This window comes from Arthrobacter oryzae, from assembly GCF_003634095.1.
GTDB lineage: Bacteria > Actinomycetota > Actinomycetes > Actinomycetales > Micrococcaceae > Arthrobacter > Arthrobacter oryzae.
In genome coordinates, this window is sequence record NZ_RBIR01000009.1 from 81265 (window position 1) to 105788 (window position 24524).

Genomic DNA, 24524 nt, shown 5'->3' on the forward strand with positions numbered 1-24524 from the left:
ACCGTTGACATAAGGTCCTTCGGATATTGCCCGCGGGCATCCGGTTCCGGATTTACCTCGTCGTCGCCGCTCACGGCCGACGTGGCATCGGACGGGGTCACTCCACGCCCCGGGACGGCGCCGCCGGGCAAGGAGTCGACCAACTGAGGCACGAGCCCGCCCCAGCTTCATCGCATATCGGCCCCAGCTCGACTGCCTGCGCCCCGGCGCTGCCCCCTTCCGTTGGGCGCAGCTACTCATGCTGGGAACCGGAAGCGGTTACCTTCCAACATCAGAACCCCATGACGACGCAAAGCGGCACTACGCCGTATTGGGCTTACTGTAACGCCGTCGTAACGCCGATGCTGTCCACTGAGATGGTCCCGGGTCCTGATGCACAATCATCGGGTCATCGCAGCCAGGAGGGTAATCAACGTGGACGAATTGCCAGATGGCGATCCGGAAAATCTAACTAGTGCTTCGTTCACAGCGAAGGTCTTGGACAGGATTGTCATCGCCATTCCCCTTCTTCGCATCCTCGAGCAGGAGAGAAAAGCAAATCATTCAGCCCGCCCACGCGGTGAAGCTCCTGCCTGCGACGCCGTCGGTGTGATCGTGGATGCGAAACTTGAATTCAAAGGCGGCAGGGAAAAGGGCCGGCCGCAGCTGACCGAACTGATCGATGAGGCGAAGTCCCGGGTCGGCAATTGGTCAGTCATCCAGGGGACCAATACGTCCAAGACACACCGGCAACACGTTCTTCCGTGGCCGGAACCCGAAGTCATCCGTGAACAGGTGTCGCTCGACCAAGCAGAAAAGAACCCCGCCGGACAGGCGACCTTCCGCATCTGGCCGCCCTTTAAGATAGGAAGGCGGGCTACAAAGTCAGTAAGCACGGTAAAGTCCGACGCGGCCCGTCCGTCATTCACGGCATTCGACAAGAATGTTGTGTGGGAGATCCTTGATCTAGGCATTGACGGAGCACATTCACACTCCATAACCCAGCCCGCGGAGTCAGTCACCAGAGGGCACCAGCTCCGGCACGCGGCCGACGCCCAAGCCGGCCTCGCCGCCCTGCTCACGGTCCTCCCAGCCCATCCCACCGCCAGCGCCCTAGACCCGGCCCTGAAGAACCCGCTGTCATGATCGGCCCCGCCGTCCGTCCGGCCCTTGCACGAGCCTGGGATCAGCATTGCATCTGGTCCCTCACCGCCAGCCGCCTAAAGCAGCGCTTGGATCGGTCCCGCGCCGGTGCTCTCGCCCTGGGACTCGCGGCGGCCGTGCTGGCCGTGGTCGCATCCCAAGTGTCGGCCCTAGTCCCGGAGGCGGGCCGGGCCGCAGGTGTCGCCGCCACAACATGCGCCGGGTTTGCCACTATGCTCCAGCGCCGCGCCACAACAGATAAGGTCCGGGCCTGGACGCGGGCTCGCTCGGCCGCCGAACAGCTCAAGACAGAGGTCTACTCCGACCTCGCCGGTGGCTCGACTGTTGCTCACGCCATCGACCGGGACGCCGAACTGAACAGCCGGACCGCTCGTCTTCTAGAGGATGTGGCCGACCTGCAACATCACACCGCAGGGATCACCGCTGACCGCAAACCCCTCCCCGCTGTGGCGAACGTCGGGGACTACATCACAGAACGGCTTGAGGCTCAGATCAACGGCTTCTACCGGCCCAAAGCGGCGATCTACGATACACGCGTCCGGCGTCTGCGCGCCGTCGGTACGACGTTGGGCGTCGCTACAGTGATCCTTTCTGCCCTCGCCACCGGCTACGGTCTCTCCGCACTAGGCGCTTGGGTCCCCGTGGCCACCACGGCGGGCGCGTCCCTGACTGCCCACATAACCGCAGCCCGGTACGACCACCTCATCATCGAATACCTCCGGACCGCCCAACAGCTTGAAAACCTGCGTGATGGCCACAAGGACGCCCCGGGAACAGACGCGGAGTTTATCGACGCCTGCGAGAACGTCATCTCAGTCGAAAACCAGGGATGGATGACCCGATGGAACACCGACGACACCGGCACCACCCCTCAGAACGAGTGAGAAAGAAATCCGCTCAGGCCGGTACATCTATCGGTTCCCCTTGAGACAGTCCCATGCGGCTCGGTCGGGTCAGCATATGGCGGATCACGGGTATGGAAAGGTCCAAGCAAGTAGTGGGCGTTCTTGACGACCCAGCCTCCCTGAGGGTGAACCATTCGGCTTTGCCGTTCGGTTGCGGACGACCGGTAGGGCGCGGTGGGTCATGGCCTCTTGCACTGGTGCCCCAAGGCTGGATCCGGCAGGCATGCGTCTGATCCCGGCGACCCAGTCAACGGCAGCGCGGAGGACGATCCCGTCCGGCGCTTGCCGTCCGGATCCACCGGCCGTGGGTCAAACAACGACCCACGGCCCTAAGGCGCAACGTACGGAACTCAATGTCCAAATTTTGGGATAAATATAGACATCTCCGGTCAGCGCGTTGCATATGCTTCCCACGCTGGTCAGTTTTGTACTGCCACGAAGATTGGACAGTTTCATCCATTCGTTCCTGGTAGGCCCAACGGATGCGATTTGCGTCTCTGAAGTCTTCCCTCACAAAACGGGAATCCTCGGCATGGATCGCGCTATGCTTTTCCCGACCGCTCCAGTCACCTTCCAGGAGCAAGATGTACCGTGCGAAAGCAGGCTCAGGGCACCTCGCCAGTTCGCAGAAGGAGTACATCGGTCTTTCTTGTAGCCGTTGCGTCGTTGGCGGACCTCGACCATGTTCGGCGCTGCCTCTAGTCGCCGCTCCAAGAACCCCCAGCCGACGACGCCGGTCCTCGGAGTGGGCAGATACGGAACCTGAGGTGCCATTGCTGTGATCTTGTCGTAAATTTCAATGTGCAGACTAGGACTGTTCCCTTGCGTCGGTTGCCCCACCGTTCCCTCAGAGGGCTGTGGACCAAGGGGTAAGGGCAACCCGGGACAGATTTCGATGTAGTCCGCATCCATTGACACCCATTCGAGCCATTGTTCGCGGCTGAGGTTCTGGGTGAGCTTGGCGCACAGCGCGGTGGACCACACCAAAGGGGACGGCCAGGATCGCATAGTGCTGTCTCGGCTCCCGGACATGACACGAAGACCGTCGGGGCTGAACGCCACGCTGTTCACGGCATCCCAGTGTCCGGCCATAGGCTCTCCTACAGGCGTTTCGCTGCCCGCCTCCCATAACCGCACTGTACTGTCAGCGCTTCCCGAGACGATCCGCCGCCCGTCCGGGCTGAACGCCACGCTGTTCACGGCACTCTCATGTCCGGCCATGGGCCCTCCCACGGGCGCACCAGTGCCGGCATCCCACAACCGCACCATGCGATCGGCGCCCCCGGAGACAATCCGCCGCCCGTCCGGGCTGAAAGCCACACTGTTCACGCCACCCTCATGTCCGGCCATGGGCCCCCTCACGGGCGCACCAGTGCCGGCATCCCACAACCGCACCATGCGATCGGCGCCCCCGGAGACAATCCGCCGCCCGTCCGGGCTGAAAGCCACACTGTTCACGCCGCCCTCGTGCCCGGCCATGGGCCCCCTCACGGGCGCACCAGTGCCGGCATCCCACAACCGCACCATGCGATCGGCGCCCCCGGAGACAATCCGCCGCCCGTCCGGGCTGAAAGCCACACTGTTCACGCCACCCTCATGTCCGGCCATGGGCCCTCCCACGGGCGCACCAGTGCCCGCATCCCACAACCGCACCATGCCGTCCCCGCCCCCGGAGACAATCCGCCGCCCGTCCGGGCTGAACGCCACACTGTTCACGCCGCCCTCGTGCCCGGCCATCGGCCCCCCAACGGGGGCACCAGTGTCCGCATCCCACAACCGCACCATGCCGTCCCCGCCCGCGGAGACGATCCGGTCGCCGGTCGGGCTGAATGCCAGGCTGTTCACGGCGCCTTGGTCTTTGATCGGAGGCGCCGTTCCCGCATCCCACACCCGCAGGGTGCCGTCACCCATGCCGGAGACGACCCGCCTGCCATCCGGGCTGAACGCCACGCTGGCCACTTCTTCCCCGTGGCCGGCCATCGGCTCCCCCACGGGTTCTCGGGTCGCCACGTCCCACAACTGCACTGTGTAGTCTGCGCTGCCGGACACGATCCGCCGGCCGTCCGGGCTGAACGCGACGGCCAATATCCAATTCCTATGTCCGGTCATAGGTCTTCCGATCTGCAGTGCGGTGCCCGCGTCCCACAACCGCACTGTGCGGTCGGCGCCTGCCGAGACGATCAGGTGGCCGTCCGGGCTGAACGCCACACTGTTTACCGCACCCCCGTGCCCGGCCATGGGTGCCCCGGCGGGCGCTCCCGTATTCGCATCCCACAACCGCACCGTGCCATCAGCACCTCCCGAGACCACATGCAGGCCGTCCGGGCTGAATGCGACACTTTTCACCGCGCCGACGTGCCCTGTCATGGGCTTGGCGGCGGCGGCTCCCTCACTCGCATCCCACAATCGCACCGTGCCATCAGCACCTCCCGTAACGATGCGCCGGCCGTCCGGGCTAAACGCCACACTGTTCACCGCACCCACGTGCCCGGCCATGGGCTTCCCCACCGATGCTCTCGTGTGCGCATCCCATAACTGCACCGTCCCGTCGGCGCTTGCCGAGACGACACGCAAGCCGTCCGGGCTGAACGCCACACTGTTTGCTGGACCCCGGTATCCCGTCATCGGTTCCCCAAGGGGCATTCCTGTGTTCGCATCCCACAGCCGCACTCTGCCTTCGGCGTCTCCGGAAACAATCTGACGGCCATCCGGGCTGAATCCCACCCCTCCGACGAATGCGCCGTCATCTGCGATCTTTTGGACATATCGTTGCCTTACGACAGCGCTGATGATGGCACTTTCGCCTTCTGCCGTCGGCATCAGAGCCTCTGCGGCAAGCATTTGTTCCATGCCGCGCACCTCTCCCCCTGGGCGCGCACCAGCGAGCATGGACTGGCCTTCGGCTGCCAACCGCCGGGCTGTTGCCTCACGAGCGCGCGCCGTGGCCTCATGCTCGGCGATAGAGGCCCTCACGAATCCTGCAGCCGCAACCATTGCAACCAGAACCACAACGGTCAAGACCGCTTTCAGCGTGTGGGCGCTTTTCCGAAGCAACGCGGCGTGCGTCTCCGCTGCTTCTTGCTTATCCCTAGCCGCCTTAATTTCGGCTTGCTGCCGCTGGTGTACTTCGGCAATTCGATCGTTTTCCCGCCTTCTGGAGGCACTCAGGATCCCCTGAGCGTTGTCTAAGCGGCTGCGGAACCCCGTCTTCGCGGCCAGGAACTCCGCAGCGGCGAGCCGGTCACCTTCAAGCAACCATGCATCGCTGCAGCCGCTTCTCTCCCATGCATCTGCGGCTCGTTCAAGATTGTCGGCCTCTTTAAGGTCTTCCCGCTCGGTGGCGAGCCACTCGGCCAGTTCCGTCCACTGGCGTAGCAGACTTTCCAGTGCAACCTCTACGACGATCTCGCCATCCCGTTCGTCTTTGACCAGCAGACGCCGGGCAACCAACGTATCAATGAGCCAGCTGGCGTCTGCCGGCAGGTCCTTCAAGCGCGCGACCCGGCGCATTGGCTGATCGCTTTCTGGGTTGATGGTCGCCAACCATGGAATGAAGGCCGTGTGCAGCCGCGCCAGCTGGGACTGGCGCACAACCGGGTCACCCGAAAGCAGGGAGTCAATCTCCGTCTGCACAACGCTGTTCATTCCACCCATGGCCTCATATCCGTCCAAGGTCAGCTCCCCAGCCCCTTCGTAATCGGCATATAACCGGGCCAGGGTCAGTGAGAGCAGCGGCAGTGTATCTGCGCCCTCGGCGGAATCGGACAGAAGCCGGTCAACAAGGACGGGCTGCACAGATAGGGGGCGTCCTGCTGACGTGGCCCGTGCGGCGGGACCGCGGATAACCTCCTTGAACTCGGCTACGGGCATCGGTTTGAGTTCATCGAAGACACGGCTTCCAAGTCCCGTCAAGGCCGGCGCGGTTTGCAGCAGCTCGTACCGGTCGGCGCGAATAGTACCGGCCACAATCAGGGCCGGGGCGGTCCCTTCACGAGTGAGCAACAACAGTCCAAGTAGTTCGAGGAACTGAGTGGCTTGCCGACCGGCGTCCACGCTAAACAGTTCTTCGGCCTGATCTAGCGGCAACACGAGAGTAGGCGGGGACATCGCTGCCGCCTCCACAGGCAGCCGGGATGCTGCAGCTTCTCTGGCCTCTGCCAGCCACCCCCGAAGCCGTTCGGCGTCGGTAGCTTCGCAAGCCTCCTTAATTTCTGCCAGTACTGGCCGGTCCAGCCCAAGGCTGCTTCGCAGTGCATGGATTGAGTGCGCGAATCCCCTCTCGCCGGTCAGAGTGTTACGTTCCGGGCGCATAATATCGAGCACCACAAAATGTCTGTCGTCCCGCCGTAGCCGCGGCAGCAGACCGGCCCGCAAGAAAGAGGACTTCCCGGCGCCGGAAGGACCCAGGATCACGAACAACGATTCGATACCTGAACTGCGCATCCCGCGTAGCGCATCCAGGCCACGAACGATCTGACCGTCCCGGCCAAAGAACACCGCGGCGTCCATCTCTTCCAGGGGTTCCCAGCCCCGATACGGAGCCCGCTCCGGATCAGTCGGTGGGGGCCACACAAAATGTTCTGCGCCGATCCCGGCGCGGCGCAGACCGCGAAGGAGTCGATGCAGGCCCTCCGTCTGAAAGGAGACGAAACTATCTGTGCCCTCAATCGCGACCTGGGTGGTCTGACCGTCCCCGAATAGGTCGCAACGCTGCCACTCCCCTGTGATTCCGGCTGCAGACATGGGCTCCAGCCGGGCACACAAGATCAATTTGTTCAGCGACTCCGCCGTACGGAATTCGGTCCTGCATTCGGAAGATGCTTCCCAGCGGGCCGAGAGTAGGCAAATCACCGCCTCGCAGCGCGCGTTGGATCGGCGTAGTGCTTCCTTCCACCGCTCGCCCGGCTGTATCCCGGTGACCGGATCGAGATCCAAGAAGATTTCATCGGTCAGGCCGGGGTCCTGCTCTACCAGCCAGCGCTTCAATGCGACAGCCTGACGCGTGTCCCGGCTCGAATGGCTCAAGAAGATGCGTGACATATGAACTCCCCCACGCTGGTCCCCACTTCCTCCTCAGCAGCTCTCGGAGGTGATATTGGGCAAAAAAACCGTTGTGCGAGCAGTTGCATTTCGTAGTTAGAAATCGAAGACCGTGTTGTGTGATCGTCAAGGTCTTCGCAGGCGTAGGAAGGAGCCCACCGAGCAAGAGACCACAACTGGGGGGTCGCAGCAAGCCGAGCAAGAGACCACAACTGGCGGGTCGCAGCAAGCCGAGCAAGATATAGGCGCTTCCGCTCAATAGGAGTGGCCGCGGAGGATTCTTCAGTGGGCAGTACGATCTTCCCGCCGATAGCCGGAGGGCAACCGACGACAACGCCTAGTGGCTCCCAAAAAGCATCCATATTCCCGGTATAGCGAAGGTGCGTTACGGCTTCGTTACGACCCCGAGAAATGGCGCGTAACTGGCAGGCATGGCGGATATCGCCGCCCTCCATGGACGATGGCCCGGCACGTCACTGCCCGCTACTGCCCCCGGTCAGCTTAGCTGGCCGTACCGGTCCTGAACGTCTGCCATCGGCAGACGTTCGGCGCCTTAACCAGGATCCCCAGCTGCGGTGTGGCGAGGCGGCCGCAGGGGAGGTGGCGGCACGGCGACGCTCGCGGCGGTCACCAGCGGCTCGGCGGTTCCGACTCCTTCCCGGGCGAGGCTGAAGAGCCTGCCCTTTTTGGCGCACACTCTTCGGGGAAGAACTGCGGCTGGGGGTCCGTATCCACTTCATGTCCCGAAGTAGGGTGACCCGTTGGCTGACCTCCCGGCCAGGCGGCCCGGACACCACCTGCCAGGCTGTCCCGTAAATGCCGGCCCGCTGCTTTTCCGGTTCTCGGAAGCGCCCGACAACCGTGCGGCCAGCAGGCTCGCACTAGAGTTCGCGCACCGGCTCTTGTCCGTTTGGCGGGACCGGAGCGGGAGACGCCTGCCCCGCGACGACCGTTCCTTTTGCCGATTGGGCGTGATTGCCGTCTTCGGAACCGACTGGAGAGTTTACCTGCCCGGTGATCTGCTGGGTTGTCCCTGAGGCTGCCTTCTGAATCGCTTCTGCCTGGCTCTGATTGTCCGTCACCCGATTGATGAGCAAGGCAAGTCTCACTGTCATGCGTTTGGTGAACAGTCCGGTCAATCCCGCGACCGATGCGACAGTGAAGAGGCTAAGACTGCCCGCACCCGATGTTGAACCTGCGGTGAATAGTCCGGCGGCGATCGCCGAGACGACAAAGAACGCAAGGAGCCCACCTTGGAACGGTGCAACGATGAACCAGGTGGCGTCCCGTCTCCGCATGAAGCTGCGTTTTCCGGTCTTACCAGTAGCGGCCTGCGCGAGCCTCGTCAGTGCATGCACGATGCTACCGAGCGTCCCGCAGAGCAATGCGAGCAGAATTATGCAAACGTCAGGAGTCAGGGAAAATGTCAGGCCCAAGACTGTCGACTGTGGAAAGGCCGATAGGGGCGGCGCGGGCGGCCCCTGGCGAACGGATTGCTGCACCTGCTCCGCCAAGGGCCACAGGAGCAGCAATGCTAATACACCACCTGTCGTCGCAAGCAATAGCCATGCCAGGATAAGAGAAGAAGCAAGGCTGCTGATCCGCGGAATTTTGCCCCCGGGATCCTGCGACGCTGGCAGCAAGGCTCCCATAGGTGGGGGTGCCGCCGGTGCCCCCGGAGGAAGGTCGGCGATAGCGCGGTCAGAACGCTCTGCGCCCCCGGACGTTTTTAGTCCATCTGTCTTTACGAGAGCCGTGTTCTCCTCCATATTCTCCATGTCAGCTCACCATCCTCTTCGACAAGAAGTACGCTCCCTGGCAGGGAGCAAGTATGACGCAGCAACGAAGATGGAGACGACTGGACGTCCCGTTCCATGCCTTGCGGGCGAGTCGGAGGGAACTAGTAAACAACGGAGAGCGTTACTGGGGCGTTACCCCTCGAATTCTGCCCACGGGTGCGAGTGGTCGTGTCCACAGTTGTGGGATGCCCCACCAATGCAGTGGGCCTGAGTGCGACCCTAAGTGACTACCGGTCAAGTCCCTCAAAGAAGAGGCACACACGCGATAGCTCTAGATCAGCCCGCCCTGCCCGACCTCCTTGGTCAACTGAAATTCACCTTGTTCTACTCCGGCACTAGTGTGGCGAGGATCGCCATGACACGGCCTACTGTTGCGGCGTGATCGTGACGGTGATGCCGATCCGTTGGATCGTTGATGCGTCCCCTTCCCAAGGACGCCATAACTTAAAGGCGAGCTCTGCGGTTCCCGTCCGCAGTGCCCGAAACACAAAGCCCCGGGGACTTCCTCCGCCCGGACTGCCCTGGGTCCGCTCCGACATTCCGGCGCTGACCAAATCACCGCGTGCCTCAGCGGTCCATCGGAAACCGGTTGATGGGTTGACGGGCAGCATGACAACGAGCTGGTCGCTCGTTGTCATGCTGCACACGTACCCGTCGGTGGGGTTCCCTATCACCACGTCGCCCATGGCCACTCCGGTCCCTTGTAGGGTCGATCGACGGAGATGATATCTAGCGATGGCTCATTCGACCCTCCGAATGGTCCAAAAATCGCTGGCCAAACCACGCGAGAGCAGATACGCGTACGGCATCGTGCCGTACCCCTGATCCCCCCAGCCGGTACCCCATGAATTGCGGATCTCGAAACGGGCCGACGCGTCGTCATACCCGACCGCAACAACACAGTGCCCACCCAGAACCGCTTCTGTGTGAAGGGGCATCGGAACCGTCCCCGAAGCATCCACAGCGGGACTCTCAAAGCTCTCATAGACCGTGAAACCAAATACAAACGGATAGCCCTCGGCCAGGCACCCCTTCATCTGAGTCAAATCCCTGGCCACCCTGGAGTACTCGAGGCTTTGATGATCCAGTGCCTTCTGGTAGCAGTCATCAGAAGGCTTAATAGCAAATTTCGTGATGTCGTACGGCCACGCGGTTTCGAAGCAGGCGCCTTGCTTCGTGACGCTCTTCACGCCGTCGCGTATATAAGCGCCGGAATCGGTGTCAACGGTGCCCTCCAGCTCTCGCTCGTTGTAGTAGATGAACAATCGCGAAGGCGACGAGTAACCGGCGATGCCCTGTTTAATGGCGTCAAACGCCATGGCGCCCGCAATGCCATTTGCGGTGCAGCTCCCCAAACGACCCTGATCATAAACGGGAGGGCACTGCGGCCTCAGATCCACGCTTGCCGGAAGGGTTTCTTGAACGGGGGGAGGCGCCGCATACAATCGATCCCGCTGGTCGGGCGGGTCCGGCTTCCATCCGTAACCTTTCACTATTTCGGATGGCGCTGCTACATCTGTCATAACTGCTTACCTCCAGAAATTCTGCTGACCTCTTTGGCCGCAAGTTGAAACCATAGGCAGGCGAGCGTTACGCGCACGTTACCGTCCTGCAGTTAGCAGCGAACGGCGCGCCACGATAAAGGGTGATGAGCCCACGTTTCCTTCGAAAAAACCGGCACCACCTCTCACCCTGCATGTCCAGTAACGCGCAAGTAACGATGGGCTTTGTTTAGTGATGACATGCTCAAAGTTTTGGGCCAATATGAGTCGAATGACGGCCGCATCGGTCGCGGTGGCCCCGACGTCGCCGGCAACGCCGACATCGCGACGGGCTACCAGATCTACGTCAACGGCGGCCCTGCCGTCGTCGGCGGAACGAGCGCTGTAGCCCCGCTGTGGAGCAGCCTTGCGGCAAGACTCCTTCAACTCCCCGGTGGCCCTCAGCGCATAGACAACGAATGGCTCTACTCTCTGGACGACTCGGCGCTCCAGGACATAACCGAGGGCTCCAACGCTATCGCCGCCACCGGCGCAATAGAAGCGACGGCGGGTTACGACACCGGGTCCCGGATGGGATGCGTGCACGGGCCTTGGCTCGCCAGCGAGCCTCCACTAGGGGTCACAAGTGAGAGGACAAACAATGAGTAGCCCCACCCGTATCAAGAGAGTGGTTGTCTTCATCCAGGAGAACCACACGACCGACAACTACTTCGGTGGCCTTGCCCCGTACGGCGCCAATGTCGCCACTGGTTGGCCGGTCCAGTCCAACCCGCCGCTGGCGGATCCCCGCCACGACCGCGTTTCTTATGATCGGTGGCTGACTGGTAGAGAGACAGCGAGCCACACTCAGTTCGATACGGTCAAAGACCTGCCCTTCTACGCTTACCTGGCGCTGACCGGTGCATTCTTCGAAAACCATTGCTCGGGATTCGGTACGAACTCGACTCCCAATCATCTGCTGCTGGTCGGAGGACAGAGCCCAACGCTGAAGAACCCTTCCCGTCGGCAGCCTCCACCTCTGTGGGATCTGCCGTCGGTGCCCGGGCTCGCGAACGAGAATGGCCTCAGCTGGAGGTGCTATACCGGCAGCAGCGACTACCCTGCCGGCTTCTACCAACAGCTAAAGGGCTCACCCAACCTGATGCCGTCATCACACTTCGTCCGTGACGCCCAAGCCGGGGAACTGCCGGCCCTCAGCTACGTTTGGCACAACTCCCCCGAAGACGAGCATCCCCTTGCCGACGTCTCGATCGGGATGACCAAGATCTGGGAGAGCGTCGATGCCGTCGTCCAATCCGGCGGCTGGCAGGAGACCGTATTCTTCCTGACTTGGGACGACTGGGGCGGCTGGGATGACCATGTGGCTACCCCGAATGTCGAGCACACCAGCGACGGCGTGCAGCTGGCCTATGGGCCCCGCGTGCCGTTGCTGGTTTTCGGCGGGCAGGTGAAGCAAGTAATCGACAGCCGATGGTCCTCCCACGTGGACGTCCCCAAAACCGTCATTCAACTCCTGGGCCTGCCGGCGCTCGGCGTTCCCCGCGTGGACTCCAGCGAAGGCCTCGCGGACGTCACAGACCTCGCGCTCCAGCAACCGCCGCCGCCATCACCCGGGTCAAGAATCACTCTGCCAGATCCGCCCAATCCGACACCGCAGCCCCGGCCGCTCCCTCCCTCGCCCGGCCCGTCCGAGCCGGTCGGCCGCGTCTTGCTGCGAAACGGATCAACTCTACCGCCGCCCAACGACGTAACCCTTTGAGGACCACCGTGCATCCGAGTAGACAGAGCAGGAACAGCCGGCCCAACGGCACGCGGAAGCCCGCGTCATCCGCGCTCATGGGGGCGGCACCCACGGACGGACTGATTGGTGGTCGTTCCTGGCTTGGTGGCAGCCAGTCGACTCGCGGCTAAGAACGTTATCCGGCGTATTGGCAGATATGGCCTCGACACGGGCATCACTGGGACCGGAGCCGGTATCGTGCTGGCACCGGCAGAAGAACTCGTCGCTTTCCGATCTGGAAATCACTCAAAAGATAGAGGAGTTAGGCAATGTTCGAGTCCACTACCACGACCGACATACCCGCCCGCACGAACCGAAGCACCGGCGCTTCCCGGGCGCGGGCCATCGTCCAACACTCCTGAGGCTGACACCGGTCCCCACCCGATGCTTGAGTACATGACGAGAGTTTCCCAAGAATCGGCTGCCGACGGGAATGACCAGGGGAGCTTTATCCCAAGTCACCGCTAGTCAGGCAGTTCCAAGCGCTCCCAGCCATGAAGGAGTACGCAGCAACACCGCTGTCTTCCAAGCCACGAGAAGGAGCCGCCAGACCGCAACGGCCACCAAAAAAATGGGCCCCCGCAGGGGCCCATAAAGCTTTGTACACACTCAGCGGCCCACAAGCCCCTGAACAGGGAAAACACGTGCCCGAGGTGGGACTCGAACTGCATTCCCTCCCCCACAAACACTGGACTCCCGCGAAAATGTGCGGAATCCGGCCCAGTCCGGCCCACATACGATCCGATCCGAGGCCCCAAATGTGGACAATGTACACACCCCAAATTTGCCTGCCGACGACGCCATGCCATATCGCCTTCGATGCCTTGAAGTGCCAGCCGATACTGGACCCTAGGTAACGCTGAGGATAGCAACAGCCAGAAACGCTTGATCAAAGGCCCAATAGTTGAAGCGATCTTCGGTGCGCCACGAGCTCGGCTAAGCACAGAGCACCGACAGGCTTGTCAGGCACCGGTCACTGAAGTTCCTGGCTCGCGGCTATCGGACCGCCGGGGCAATGTTGTGGTTCAGGCGGAAGATGTTCTCGGGATCATAGCGTGCCTTTACGGCGGCCAGCTGGTCGTAATTGACACCGTATGCGGCCCGAACCCGGTCGTGTTCCTGGTCTCCGAGGTTGTTCACGTACACCGCTTCTTTGAGGTGCGGGCTCATCGCTTCGAAGAAGCGGCGGGTCCATTCGATGTTGCGGTCAGAATCGACTGGATCCTCCCACTGGGACAGGATCAGGAAATCATACTGGCGGTCGCGGTGGGCGAACGCGGTAGCCCGTGGATCCACCCGGCTGGCCACACCGGTCATCTGCTGCAGCCCGATCCCGGTAAAGGGCGACGGGATCGTCGCCGCGAAGTCCAGCAGTACGTCGATCGCTTCGTCCGTGAGATCACGGAGGTAGCTGGACTTCCAGTAGTGTTGGCGGCCGCGGGGAAAACTGACGTCCGCTCCGCACTGGAGTGCCTCGTACGGAAGCGGCACGATTTCTCCTCCCAACGGCCGCCCGAAGCCTCGCAACGGGCTGAGAACCCTCTCCCCTTCGTCCAGTGGGCCGCAGTAGCATGCGGTGATAGAGACGGTGACGTGACCCTCGGGGTCGCGGGACACAGAGCCACCCATGGACAACTCGTCCGGCGCCCCGCTCGCGAACTGATGGTAGAAGCGCAGTGCATCATGAGCCTGTTCTGCCGGAAAGGTCAGTCCGCCGGCGAGAACGGTTGTCACAGGGTGCAACTGATAAGTCAGGGCAGTCACTACCCCGAAATTCCCGCCGCCCCCGCGCAATGCCCAGTAGAGGTCCTCGTTCTCGGAAGCGTCCGCGGTAAGGAACTCGCCGTCGGCGGTAACAACGTCGGCGGCAAGCACATTGTCACAAGCCAGCCCGTATTTTCCGTTGAGCCACCCGAGTCCGCCGCCAAGTGTAAGTCCGGCAATGCCGGTCAAGGAGACGACCCCTAGCGTCGTGGCTAGCCCAAACGCCTGGGTCTCATGGTCAAATTCGCCCAACAACAGTCCTGTCTGTCCCTGGGCCATGCGCCGGACAGGGTCGACGTGCATACCTTTCATACCGGACAAGTCGAGCATCAGGCCGCCGTCACACACCGCGTTGCCAGCCACGCCGTGTCCCCCACCACGGATGGAAACGGGCCATTCCTGCTCGCGCGCGACGCGCACACCCTGCATCACGTCGGCCACCCCAGAACACCGCAGTATCACCGACGGCCTACGATCGATCATGCCGTTGAATACGCGGCGGGTCCTGCCATAGCCTCTATCACCCGGGGTCAGCAGTTCTCCACGGAAGCTGGCGGCGAGCCGCCGAGTTACGTCCGCATCGTGGGCTCCCCAAACGTTGCCGTCTGGTTCTTCAGGCATCGTGAACCCCCAATCGTTGAGGCGATATTGTGCCCGTCGGCTGGAGATGTCAATGGCCCGATACTTGGCGCCGGTCTCGCCGAGGCGGTGATCGGTATTGGGCTCGCGCAGTGATCGGTTCGCCCGGTCCCAACCCGATGCTCGAGGACAACATCGAGGACATATCGAGAGATTCTAGGAGCTCCGGCTGCCGACAGGGCTGACCACGAGGATTTGCTCTCAGCAGGTCATGCAGTTCCAACCGCCTCCGGTCATGAAGGAGTATGCAGCCACACTGCTCTCCACGCCACGAGAAGGAGCCGCCAGACGAGTCGCAACCAACAAAAATGGGCCCCCGCAGGGGCCCATAAGAGGAGATTTGTACACATTCAGCGGCTCACAAGCCCCTGAACAGGGAAAACACGTGCCCGAGGTGGGACTCGAACTGCATTCCCTCCTCCGCAAACACTGGGCTCACCCGGAAACATAACGAATCCGGGCCGATCCGACCCACATACGACGGAGTCCGACGCCCAAAGTGTGTACTTTGTACCCACCCCAAATTTGCCAGCTTCGGGATCAGGACGAAGCCCCACGCTAGCTCCTTCGATCGCAGGAAGATCCCGCTAATAGACGATGTTTCGTCATGTTGGACCACGTGTCTCATCAGGAGAATCACGATGCCCCTCTCCCATGGTTTCGCTCACCCGGATCTCATAGCCGCTGGCCTGGTCAACGTGCGCTGATCCTTGTTGCGCCATAGCGACACGCCGCGCTGGGTCACCGAATTGCGGAACTAATTGGTCTGCATCAGGAGGCTTGTCCGTGTCGTTTGTCCCGCCGATCACGCTGCGTATTGACGGATCAGGACCAGCCACGAGCGCGCTCCCCCGGTTGCGCGGGTCATGCAGCTCCAAGCGCTTCCGGCCATGAAGGTTGTACCGGTGGGCCGTCGGGTCGTCCCGGGAAGACCGCCGAAGGATCAAAGTGCAGCAGGGCTGAGGCATGGATCGGCCGGGATGACGACACGCGCGGCGCGAGTTCCTCTGATTGTCGATAGCCGGTGCCACCATCGAGGTATGAGCACTCCAACAGTGGAAGCAGCGATCAATGAGCTCATGGATTGGCAGTGGCCGGCAGTCGAGGAGTTACTCGCGAAACGCGGCCTCCTGGGCGACGGACTCCTCGTTGAGCACTACACCGGACTGATGTCATGGCTCGAATAAGTGACCCGGTACACCGTCGTGCATTCCGCGTCAGTGGCCGTCCTGTTCGTGAACTCCTTCCCGGTCGATGCCATCTCCTTCCACCGCGACCTTCTCGGCTCCGACGATGCGAAGTCGTTCTTCACCCTTATGCCGCGGACGTAGATGCTCAGCGGCACACGGAAGGGCGCGTCGACTGGCAGCTTCGGCCGGTCATGCCGTACAAATGATGGCTATGACGACCACGACCGAAGCGCTGGCCTTTCGCGCGACAGACGAAACGGCGACCGCTCAAACCCATCATGTGGTCTTCTCAGACTCCGGCGCCGCGACGGCGACAGAGGTACGCGACACTGATACTCGGGGGGCCGCCCAGGTCCCGGTTTTCTCGAGCCCCTACTGATCTCCCCGGCCCGCCATGTCAGGGCTCCGGCCGGCGGACCTTCGCGTGCCTTCCGTGACCATGGCCAACCCCGTGAACCGTGTCCCCGGCCCGGACCTGTTTCCCGGCGGCTCCTGGTACGAACCCGAATAGGACGTCTTTCGGGTATCGGCCGTAGTCGCGGAGACGGGCGTGAGGCTGTGGTCCTGTCAGGGCAAAGACGTGACTCGGTGGTTCCCTGACCTGGCTGCTGCCCTTGCGAAGCAGGTCCCGCCCGGGTGCGTGATCGACGGCGAGGCCCTCATCTGGGCGGGCGACCGTCTCGACCTAAACTCCCTCCAGCAGCGGAAGGACCTGGCGTGGTTGCCGGTGATCCTGTCGAGTCAGTGTCGGCCGAGGTGGGCTGCGTCTTTCCAGACGCCATCTGCCGGCATTTCGAGCCGATCGGTCATACCCTTCCGCCAGTCCGGGGTCTCGACCGGTTCCCCCCAGTAGTCGGTGATGTGGGTGACTGTGCCGTCGACGAGTTCTCCAATGGTGACGTTGCGGTAGAGGCGTCCGTCGCCGTAGTTGCAGGTCCATTCGACGACGATGGTGGTGGTGCCCAGTCGGTGGCGCCGGCCGATTTCCAGGGTGAGTTCGGGGAAGTTGCCTTCGACGTCTGCGATGAGTTGGCGGCCTCGGACGATTTCGCGCATCTGCGGCCATTGGCGGACGGCGTTCTCGTGGAGGGGGGCGCCGAGGAGGTATTCGACGCGGGTGGCTCCGTTGTAGTCATCAGTGGGGATGTCGGTCATGCTGGGGTTCCTTCGGTTATGGTGAGTGAGCGCCAGAGCAATGCGGTGGCGTAGCTGCGGCCCGGTGCCCATCCTTGTCCCCGCTGACGAACCTGGTCAATGGTCGGTATCTCGTTGAGGGTCCAAGCGCGGGCGATTGCACGGCGAACGCCGATGTCGCCGGCAGGCAGGATGTCCTGCCGATGCAACTGGTGGATCAGGAACATTTCCGCCGACCAAAGGCCAACCCCGGTGACGGCGGTCAGGGCTGTGACTGCTTCTGCGTCGCTGAGGTCGTCCATGTGCTGGATCTCGAGTTGCCCTGATCGCACCCGGCCTGCGAGGTCGAAGATGTAGCGGGCTTTGGCATTGGAAAGCCCGAAGCCTCTGAGCCGGCCGGGACCGAGTGCGATGACGGTGTCCGGGTCGGGGATTCCACCGGTGGCGGTGGCGATCCGGTCGTAAAGGGTATAGGCGACGGTGATGGAGATTTGCTGGCCGATGATGTGGAGCATCATTGCGGCGAAGTTGCTGGTGCCGGTGCGTCCTCCGTCGTTCCACACGAAGGGGTCCGGGGTGCCGTGGGTTTCGATCATCGCCGCCAGCACCGGGTCGTTGGCGGCGAGGGCGATATACGCGGCCACCCGCTTCTCGTTTCCGTCTGTGCCAGTCATAGTGGTCACCTGTCGTGCCACTCGTACTGGAATCGGACGGCGATGCGGTTGCCGCGGAAATTCCAGAGCCCTTTGCGGAGCGCATGATCCTGCTCCTTCTCCCAGTTCCGCGCCGGGAACTCGAGTACCCGACCGGTCACGAAGGTGTCGCGGTTCCGCCGCACCGAATCGGGTTTGTGGGCGAGGGCGACCTCTTCCGGGTCACGGGTGTTCCATGCATCCTCGGCGGCCCGCACCCTTTGCAGCGCGGTGTTCATCCCGAACGGTGGGAGCGGTGGGCGTGTCTCGGTCATCTGATTCTGCTTTCAGGTGATTGCGGGGTTGCGAGGATAGGAGCGGTGTTCGGTTTGCCTGATGCCGGGCAGGTGACCGGCCACGAGGCGTTCGGTGTGGAAGCGGGCTCGACGCCCGGTGTGCCCGTCATCACCGGCTTCACCGCGGTGATCCCACTCGATGCTGGCGGACCCGGACAGTTGCAGTGTCCGGCCGCTGTCAAAGTCCACGAACAGGAGCGCTGCCGTGGGGTCGATAGTGAGGTTCCCGAAGCTGTTGAACATATTGTTGCCGGGGTAGTCCGGCCACCAGACGTCGTTGCTTTCCAGGCGGACGAACCCAGCAGGTCCGCCGCGGTGTGAGGCGTCCTTTCCGCGCGTCGGATGGGTGGTGCCGAGGAAGAAGGTGTCGGCCGCTTTGATCTGGGCAGCATCCTCTCCCGAGAGTTCTACATCGCTGCGCGGCTCTTCCAAGTCCGGTCGACTCCCCAGGATAGGGGCAAGGATGCGTTGTTGGATGTATTGCGGGCAGTTGCCGTACGCCTGTTCAACCTCCACGGTCAAGCCGTCATTGTCGGAGCCGGTGAGGGTGCCGTTGATGCGCAAGCGGCGCCGGGCCGGGAATTCCATCACCACCAAGGCCACAGGTTGACCGGCGGGTGCCGCGTCCAGCGGATCACCTTCTGCCACGTTCGTTCGGATGCGCAGTGTCGTCGGGGAGGTCACCGTCAGGAACCCGGGTTCCCCGATCAGGGGTGAGCTCCACAGGCTCCCGGCATCATCTCGTGCGGTGATGACCGCGAAGGTTCGGTCGGCCAGGAACCCGACAACTCCGCCGCGCAGCCCGACGGGTGCGAGCATCCCTGTCAGACGTTCGGCATCCGCCCGAACACCCGCCCGTTGCTGCACGGTCAACTCACCGTCGTGGAATCCCCAGTCGGTGAGCTGACTGTCCTGCATGTTCATCTGATTCTCTTGCCGTTACGCCGACTGCTCGACGCGTTCGTGGAAGAAGCGGGTGATGTTGTCGGCGATGTACTCGACGTGGTCCTCAACGGCGAAGTGGCCGGCGTCGAGGCGGTGCAGTTCGGCGTCGGGCAGATCGCGCAGGTAAGCCTCTCCTCCCGCGGGGGTGAAGAACACGTCACCTTGGCCCCAGAAGATGATCGTGCGCGGCTGGTTGTCGCGCAGCGCCTTTTGCCACGTCGGGTACAGGGGCGGGTTGGTCTTGTAGTCCTCCAGCAGGTCGAGCTGAACATCCCGGCGACCGGGCAGGTCCAGGAACGCCACGTCCACGGTCCAGTTGTCTGGGGAGATGAGCTCCGGGTCGGGGTGGCCGCCGAGGTAGATGGACTTGACGCCCTCGGTGGTCAGGAAGGGGCGCAGCGCGTCCTCGGTCTCGGTGTTGCGGTCCGTCCAGAGCTTGAACCGGATGCCGTCCCAGGCTTCGGTGAAGCCCTCGTCATAGGCGTTGCTGTTCTGCACGATCTGCCACTGCAGCCACTCGGGGTGACGGCCGACGATGCGGTTGCCGATCGGTCCGCCGTAGTCCTGGTGGTAGAGGCCGAAGGAAGTGAATCCGATCTGGATCAGCCACTTCTCGATCACCTCGGACAGGTTCTCGAAGGTGTAGTCGAATCCGGCCGGGGACGTGGTGTTTCCGAAACCGGGATAGTCCGGAGAGACGACGTGGAAGCCACGGGCGGCGAGGCCAGGGATGAGATCCCGCCACTGGTGGGAGGACGACGAGAACCCGCCGAACAGCACGATCTTGGGCGCGCCAGGCTCCCCGGCCTCCCGGTAGAACACGTTGTGGCCGTCAACGTCGGCCGAACGGTACCTCACAGTCATAATGACTCCTCATGCCTAACGGGTAATACATGATTGATACGTTAGAAGTTCTATCACATCCGCCTAACGGATGCAATACGAATTACCCGTGATAAGTTGGTGGCATGACTAGACCAGCGCGTACGTGGGTCCTCCCGCAGGAACCCGTCTCTGTCCGCTTGATGGGAACGATCTGGGCCGACACTGACGGCCTCCACGATGACCTCGAGACGGCGTCCGGCCTCGAAGCTTGGATGGAGGCCGTTGGCGTCGACGAGGGAACTGCCTCCGCCACATCCAATGAGCTGGCAGAAGCCCGGGCACTCCGTGACTCCCTCCGGCTGCTCGCCGCCATCCAAACCGAGGACACTCGTCCCACCGCGGTCTCCCACATGACAGACGCCTCTCGGGCGGTCGATGTTCTCAACACTGCCGCCAGGCGTCTGCCTATTCCGCAGCTACAAATCCAAAACAACGCGTTCCGTCGAACCAGCACTGCGACGTCCGCCGTGCCCGCCGCTCTAGCTGGAATCGCAACCGAAGCCGTCAACCTGTTCGGCGGCCCGGACGCAGATCGACTTCGTGCGTGCCAGGCCCCCGGCTGTGTCCTCTACTTCGTTAAGACCCACCACCGCCGTGAGTGGTGCTCGATCGCCTGCGGGAATCGTGCCCGCGCCGCACGCCACTATCAGCGCATTCGCCAGACCACCCCGCAGGAGTAACCATCGACACCCCGGGTGTGGACGACACCGGCTGCGACTCGTCTCCAAGGACGTGCTTCGTCACCTTGATTCTTGATGGGCGGGTTTCGCGGAGGCTTCTGACGGGACCGGGAGTGTTCGCAGTCTGGACCCTGCCCTGCCGTTGCCCTATCGTTGGGGAACCGATCAAAGCTGACCGGCGGAGCTCCGCATCGGAGGTACATGATGGGAATCATCTCGTCTGGATTTCATGGAAAAAGGCGGACAGGCAATCCCGCGCTACCCCCCGGGCAATACGAGACGGGAAGCTTTCCCGTGCTGACAGCAGGCCCGGCACCGTATGTCTCCCCGGCGGACTGGGAATTCTTCATTACAACCGAGACGGGGCAGCGCCGCACCTGGTCCTGGGATGATCTTATGGCGCTGCCGCAGGTTGATATCCGCTCGGACATTCACTGCGTGACCAGTTGGTCCAAGCTGGGCACCTCCTGGCGCGGGGTGTCCCTGGACACCTTGTTCGAGGATGTGGAGACAACGTCGGAGTTCACGACGGCCCACTCCTACGGCGGCTATACGACCAACGTCCCGCTGCAGGACCTTCTCGACGGCCAGGCATGGGTGGCCTGGGAATTCGACGGCGAACCTCTGGAACGGGCCCACGGCGGACCTGCGCGCCTGCTGATACCCCACTTGTACTTCTGGAAGAGTGCAAAGTGGATCAATGGCCTCGAACTAATGCCGCACGATGTTCCCGGATTCTGGGAATCCAACGGGTACCACATCTACGGCGACCCGTGGCGCGAGGAGCGCTACTCATGAGGCCGGCACCATGAGCACCCTGTGGCGTGTCGCCGATGTCGTCAGCGGGGTTCCCGAAACGGAATCATCCCGAACCATCGGGTTGCGCGTGGACGGTCTGAACGGCAATCTTGCCGGCCAACACATCGATATCCGGCTCACGGCGGACGACGGCTACACCGCAGTTCGGTCCTACTCCGTGGCAACAGCCGGCATGGACGAAATCCTGGAAATCACGGTCGACGAATTGGCCAGCGGAGAGGTCTCCCCCTATCTGGTCAGAGATCTGATGGTCGGAGACCAGTTGGAGATCCGCGGCCCCGTCGGCGGCTGGTTCGTCTGGCGGCCGACGGACCCGAACCCGGTTCAGTTGATCGCCGGAGGATCCGGCATCGTCCCGCTCATGTCCATGATCCGCGCCCATGAGGCCTCCGAGAATCCTTCACAGTTCCGGTTGCTGTACTCGCTCAAATCCCCGGAGTCGGGGTTTTATCGGGAGGAACTGCTCACTTTGGGCCAGGAATCTCCCAAGCTCGCCGTCGACTATTTCTACACACGCAAGGTGCCCGAGGGCTGGCCCACGACTCCGAAACGGCTCACCGCTGAAACGCTGCTGGCAAGCATCCTACCGGCGGACACTGCCCCCGACGTCTTCATCTGTGGTCAGACAGTATTTGTCGAAACGGTCACCGAATGGCTGGTGGGGGCGGGCTATCCGGCCGCCTCGATCAAAACGGAACGCTTCGGCGGAACGGGAGGAATCCGGTGAGTGGTAACAACGGCTCGGCTTCCCCTGGTCCTGAGGACCCGCGCCTCGAGGACCAGGACATCGCCGGAACGGCAGGCAATCCAATACCTCATCTTGACGGGAACGCGGCGGCGGGACCGCTGTGGGAAGTGTTCCGCATTGACATCGTTGCAGCGATCGGTCGATGCAAGAACTGTGGCGCTGTCAGGGTCTTCGGGGAAGCAGCGGTCTATGCCGACGCCCCGGGAATCGTTGTGCGCTGCAGTTCCTGCGGGGGCGTCCTGCTGCGACTCGTAGAGACCCCCACCAAATTCTGGCTCGATGTCAGCGGACTGAGTTATCTGCAGATCGATCGGGAGCGCTAGCGCGTACCTCTTGGAAGGCTTCCCTGCAGTCGTCCTGAGATAGCGGGGCAGCAGGGGCCTCTGCTGATGATTCGCATCGGGCCCCTCGCCCCGCGTCTTCCAGGAGATGCCCGGCCCGGGCGCGGCCGGGGACGCGTGCGGCGGAGGGTGCACACCCTCGGCTCGTCGCACCCGCAGCAGCCGGCCTATCTCGTTGATCTGGGTGATCACGGCCGTGGTCCTCGGAAGGACGCTGACGAGCGGTTCGAAGAACATCGAAGCGCAATGGAGGATCAGGCCGGCGAGACCGGCCGCTGTCAGGCCGAGGTCCCCGCGGTGAGTCGGGTTGCCAGACTTTTCGGGGGCAGCCCCGGACGCGCCAGATGTGATGGACATTCTTCGATCGCGCGTCTAAGGATGCGCGATCGCCACGAAGCTTGTTTCCGGTCAGATGGGGCCGTTCGCGTGGACGTGCGGCCGGGAGGGACTCCTGCTGCCTTGGGGGCGCTGAGGCGATGCATGGCCCCGACGGGCGTGCTTCATGTAACGGAATGGCATCATTCCCAGACACACCCATCCAGAGGGGTGGTCGATGTCGAAGTACTCCTGACAGACAACCTCCGGCCCCCCGCCAAGAATGCACTACCCGATCCACGGTCGGGAGGGCTGGCCCACACCGATCCACAAGTTATAGGAGTACTCCCATGCGTACATCAATCAAGACTTTCCTGGGCGTCGCGGCTGCCGGTTCCCTCATGTTCTCCCTCGCAGCGTGCGGCCCGGCCAGCAATGCCTCCAGCACGCCGGCCTCCTCATCCGCTTCGGCTGCGGCCGAGATGCCCAAGCCGCTGGCCTCCATCCCGGCCCTGACCGGGGTGTCCACCGCGGTGAAGTTGGACGCCTCCTTCGCCGCGGCTTTGAAGACCCTGAAGCTCACCCCTGGCGTGATCGGCACCGCGAAGCTGACCGACGGGTCCCTGGTCTTCCCGATCACCGGCGGCAAGGTCGACTACTACGACCCCGCCAAGGACTACCGCCCCTACGTCCAGGGTCTGATCAACCACGCAGGATCCGGTTTCTCCCTGACTTCCGGGGACACCAAGGTTGACCTGACCAACTTCACCATCGACCCGGGCACCTCCAAGCTCTACGGCGACGTTGCGGTCAACGGTACGGTTGCCGCCAAGCAGGCCTACATCTTCAACCTGGACGGCTCCACCCTGAAGCCGCTGGCAAAGGCCGGGGACACCGCCATCCTTGAAGGCACCCGCGTCCTGGTCTCGGACACCGCCGCAGGCCTGCTGAACAAGACCTTCAAGACCGACGCCGTGAAGGCCGACATGCTCGTTGGCATCGCAAAGATCACCGTCAACACCAAGTAACTCCTCCGAAATAACCTGCCGGATGGATTGTTCTGCACCGGCGGGAAGTGCCGCGGCTCCTCCCTTGGGGGTCCGCGGCACTTTTCCGTCCGCATACCGTAAGGATTTCGGGGCGCAGCGGCGCTGCCGGATCCGTAGCCTTGAAGGGTGTTTGAAATGACCGGATCCATGGTTGATGTGGTGCTGCCGTGCCTGAACGAACGGGGCGCCCTGCCCTGGGTTCTGTCCCGTCTGCCGGACGGGTACCGGGCCATCGTCGTGGACAACGGTTCCACGGACGGGTCCGGCGAGCTAGCGCAGAGCCTGGGGGCGACCGTGGTCCGGGAGGACCAGCGGGGTTTCGGGGCGGCCGCCCATGCCGGGCTGCTCGCGGCGACGGCGGAATTCGTGGCCTTCTGTGACTGCGACGGTTCACTGGATCCGGCGCGGCTCCCGGCGCTCCTCGCCCTCGTAATGGACGGAAGCGCGGATCTGGTGCTGGGAAGCCGCCAGCCGGAACCCGGCTCGTGGCCCCTGCACGCCCGCATCGCCAACCGCGTGCTGGCCTCGCGGATCCGCCGCTTGACCGGGGAACACGTGACCGATCTTGGACCGATGCGGGCAGCACGCCGCGAAGCGCTGGTTTCCCTGGACCTGGCGGACCGGCGCAGCGGCTACCCCCTGGAAATGTTCCTCAAGGCGAGCCTTCGCAGTTGGCGGATTGCGGAGATCCCCGTGCCGTATGCCCCGCGGACCGGCAAATCGAAAGTCACCGGGACCATCCGCGGAACGGTTACCGCGGTGAAAGACATGTCTGCCCAGCTCAGGGCGGCAAAATCGTTGCTGCCATCGGGACCGGTCCGGATGACCGGCCGCCGCGAAGAACGTATATGAGGATAA

The 24524-nt window shown here is 62.9% G+C and carries 22 protein-coding genes; 12 read left to right on the forward strand and 10 right to left on the reverse strand.

The window, feature by feature from the left end:
- Positions 1-414: 414 nt before the first annotated feature.
- Both C8D78_RS16680 and C8D78_RS16685 read left to right on the forward strand, forming a co-directional pair.
- Positions 415-1125 carry a hypothetical protein gene (locus tag C8D78_RS16680; RefSeq protein WP_147429624.1) on the forward strand — a complete coding sequence of 237 codons (711 nt, stop codon included), beginning with the start codon at positions 415-417 and terminating at the stop codon, positions 1123-1125.
- Positions 1122-2027 (forward strand): DUF4231 domain-containing protein, encoded by a 906-nt coding sequence (locus tag C8D78_RS16685; RefSeq protein ID WP_120954986.1) that lies wholly within the window; start codon positions 1122-1124, stop codon positions 2025-2027. The genes C8D78_RS16680 and C8D78_RS16685 overlap by 4 nt, the downstream gene beginning before the upstream one ends.
- A 531-nt stretch (positions 2028-2558) precedes the next feature.
- Here the strand turns inward: C8D78_RS16685 and C8D78_RS16690 are convergent.
- The 4 genes from C8D78_RS16690 to C8D78_RS16705 all read right to left on the reverse strand — a co-directional run bounded on the left by C8D78_RS16690 (position 2559) and on the right by C8D78_RS16705 (position 10410).
- Positions 2559-7088, reverse strand: a complete 4530-nt coding sequence (locus C8D78_RS16690; RefSeq protein WP_120954987.1) for an nSTAND1 domain-containing NTPase — start codon at positions 7086-7088, stop codon at positions 2559-2561.
- A gap of 881 nt (positions 7089-7969) precedes the next feature.
- Complete coding sequence (locus C8D78_RS16695; RefSeq protein WP_208641993.1) at positions 7970-8731, reverse strand: hypothetical protein; 762 nt, start codon at positions 8729-8731, stop codon at positions 7970-7972.
- A 521-nt stretch (positions 8732-9252) separates the two neighbouring features.
- Entirely contained in the window at positions 9253-9573 is a 321-nt protein-coding gene (locus C8D78_RS20150; RefSeq protein WP_120954989.1) for a protease inhibitor I42 family protein, read from the reverse strand.
- Positions 9574-9627: 54 nt separating this feature from the next.
- A complete protein-coding gene (locus C8D78_RS16705) occupies positions 9628-10410 on the reverse strand; it encodes a C1 family peptidase (protein ID WP_120954990.1) in 783 nt (260 codons plus the stop codon).
- Between the two features lie 204 nt (positions 10411-10614).
- Here C8D78_RS16705 and C8D78_RS19850 point away from each other — a divergent pair, with 204 nt between their 5' ends.
- Both C8D78_RS19850 and C8D78_RS16715 read left to right on the forward strand, forming a co-directional pair.
- Positions 10615-11037, forward strand: coding sequence for a S8/S53 family peptidase (locus tag C8D78_RS19850; protein WP_208641994.1), 423 nt, complete (start codon positions 10615-10617; stop codon positions 11035-11037).
- Entirely contained in the window at positions 11030-12148 is a 1119-nt protein-coding gene (locus C8D78_RS16715) for an alkaline phosphatase family protein (RefSeq protein WP_120954991.1), read from the forward strand. The genes C8D78_RS19850 and C8D78_RS16715 overlap by 8 nt, the downstream gene beginning before the upstream one ends.
- A 1017-nt stretch (positions 12149-13165) precedes the next feature.
- Here the strand turns inward: C8D78_RS16715 and C8D78_RS16720 are convergent.
- Positions 13166-14554 (reverse strand): FAD-binding oxidoreductase, encoded by a 1389-nt coding sequence (locus tag C8D78_RS16720; RefSeq protein WP_120954992.1) that lies wholly within the window; start codon positions 14552-14554, stop codon positions 13166-13168.
- 1058 nt (positions 14555-15612) lie between these two features.
- Here C8D78_RS16720 and C8D78_RS19990 point away from each other — a divergent pair.
- Complete coding sequence (locus C8D78_RS19990) at positions 15613-15759, forward strand: hypothetical protein (protein WP_244208452.1); 147 nt, start codon at positions 15613-15615, stop codon at positions 15757-15759.
- The gene (locus C8D78_RS19995) at positions 15760-15903 is read left to right on the forward strand and encodes a hypothetical protein (RefSeq protein WP_244208453.1); all 144 of its coding nucleotides are present in this window, start codon (positions 15760-15762) and stop codon (positions 15901-15903) included.
- A gap of 600 nt (positions 15904-16503) precedes the next feature.
- Here the strand turns inward: C8D78_RS19995 and C8D78_RS16735 are convergent.
- From C8D78_RS16735 to C8D78_RS16755, 5 genes are read right to left on the reverse strand one after another with little or no spacing between them, the layout of a single operon-like run.
- Complete coding sequence (locus tag C8D78_RS16735) at positions 16504-16917, reverse strand: nuclear transport factor 2-like protein (protein ID WP_120954994.1); 414 nt, start codon at positions 16915-16917, stop codon at positions 16504-16506.
- Complete coding sequence (locus C8D78_RS16740; RefSeq protein ID WP_147429630.1) at positions 16914-17570, reverse strand: DNA-3-methyladenine glycosylase family protein; 657 nt, start codon at positions 17568-17570, stop codon at positions 16914-16916. The genes C8D78_RS16735 and C8D78_RS16740 overlap by 4 nt, the downstream gene beginning before the upstream one ends.
- A gap of 5 nt (positions 17571-17575) precedes the next feature.
- Positions 17576-17863, reverse strand: a complete 288-nt coding sequence (locus tag C8D78_RS16745; protein ID WP_120954996.1) for a DUF1348 family protein — start codon at positions 17861-17863, stop codon at positions 17576-17578.
- Between the two features lie 12 nt (positions 17864-17875).
- Positions 17876-18808 (reverse strand): pyridoxamine 5'-phosphate oxidase family protein, encoded by a 933-nt coding sequence (locus C8D78_RS16750; RefSeq protein ID WP_244208454.1) that lies wholly within the window; start codon positions 18806-18808, stop codon positions 17876-17878.
- A 15-nt stretch (positions 18809-18823) separates the two neighbouring features.
- Entirely contained in the window at positions 18824-19693 is an 870-nt protein-coding gene (locus C8D78_RS16755; protein ID WP_120954997.1) for an alpha/beta fold hydrolase, read from the reverse strand.
- Between the two features lie 104 nt (positions 19694-19797).
- On the opposite strand from C8D78_RS16755, the gene C8D78_RS16760 reads away from it, so the two are divergent.
- The 6 genes from C8D78_RS16760 to C8D78_RS16785 all read left to right on the forward strand — a co-directional run bounded on the left by C8D78_RS16760 (position 19798) and on the right by C8D78_RS16785 (position 24518).
- The gene (locus tag C8D78_RS16760; protein WP_120954998.1) at positions 19798-20394 is read left to right on the forward strand and encodes a CGNR zinc finger domain-containing protein; all 597 of its coding nucleotides are present in this window, start codon (positions 19798-19800) and stop codon (positions 20392-20394) included.
- Positions 20395-20688: 294 nt separating this feature from the next.
- Complete coding sequence (locus C8D78_RS16765; protein ID WP_482762624.1) at positions 20689-21192, forward strand: molybdopterin-dependent oxidoreductase; 504 nt, start codon at positions 20689-20691, stop codon at positions 21190-21192.
- Between the two features lie 10 nt (positions 21193-21202).
- Complete coding sequence (locus C8D78_RS16770; protein WP_120955000.1) at positions 21203-21940, forward strand: FAD-binding oxidoreductase; 738 nt, start codon at positions 21203-21205, stop codon at positions 21938-21940.
- The gene (locus tag C8D78_RS16775) at positions 21937-22284 is read left to right on the forward strand and encodes a DUF6510 family protein (protein WP_244208455.1); all 348 of its coding nucleotides are present in this window, start codon (positions 21937-21939) and stop codon (positions 22282-22284) included. The genes C8D78_RS16770 and C8D78_RS16775 overlap by 4 nt, the downstream gene beginning before the upstream one ends.
- A 683-nt stretch (positions 22285-22967) precedes the next feature.
- The gene (locus tag C8D78_RS16780; RefSeq protein ID WP_120955001.1) at positions 22968-23645 is read left to right on the forward strand and encodes a hypothetical protein; all 678 of its coding nucleotides are present in this window, start codon (positions 22968-22970) and stop codon (positions 23643-23645) included.
- A 156-nt stretch (positions 23646-23801) separates the two neighbouring features.
- Positions 23802-24518 carry a glycosyltransferase family 2 protein gene (locus tag C8D78_RS16785; protein WP_208641996.1) on the forward strand — a complete coding sequence of 239 codons (717 nt, stop codon included), beginning with the start codon at positions 23802-23804 and terminating at the stop codon, positions 24516-24518.
- Positions 24519-24524: the final 6 nt, after the last annotated feature.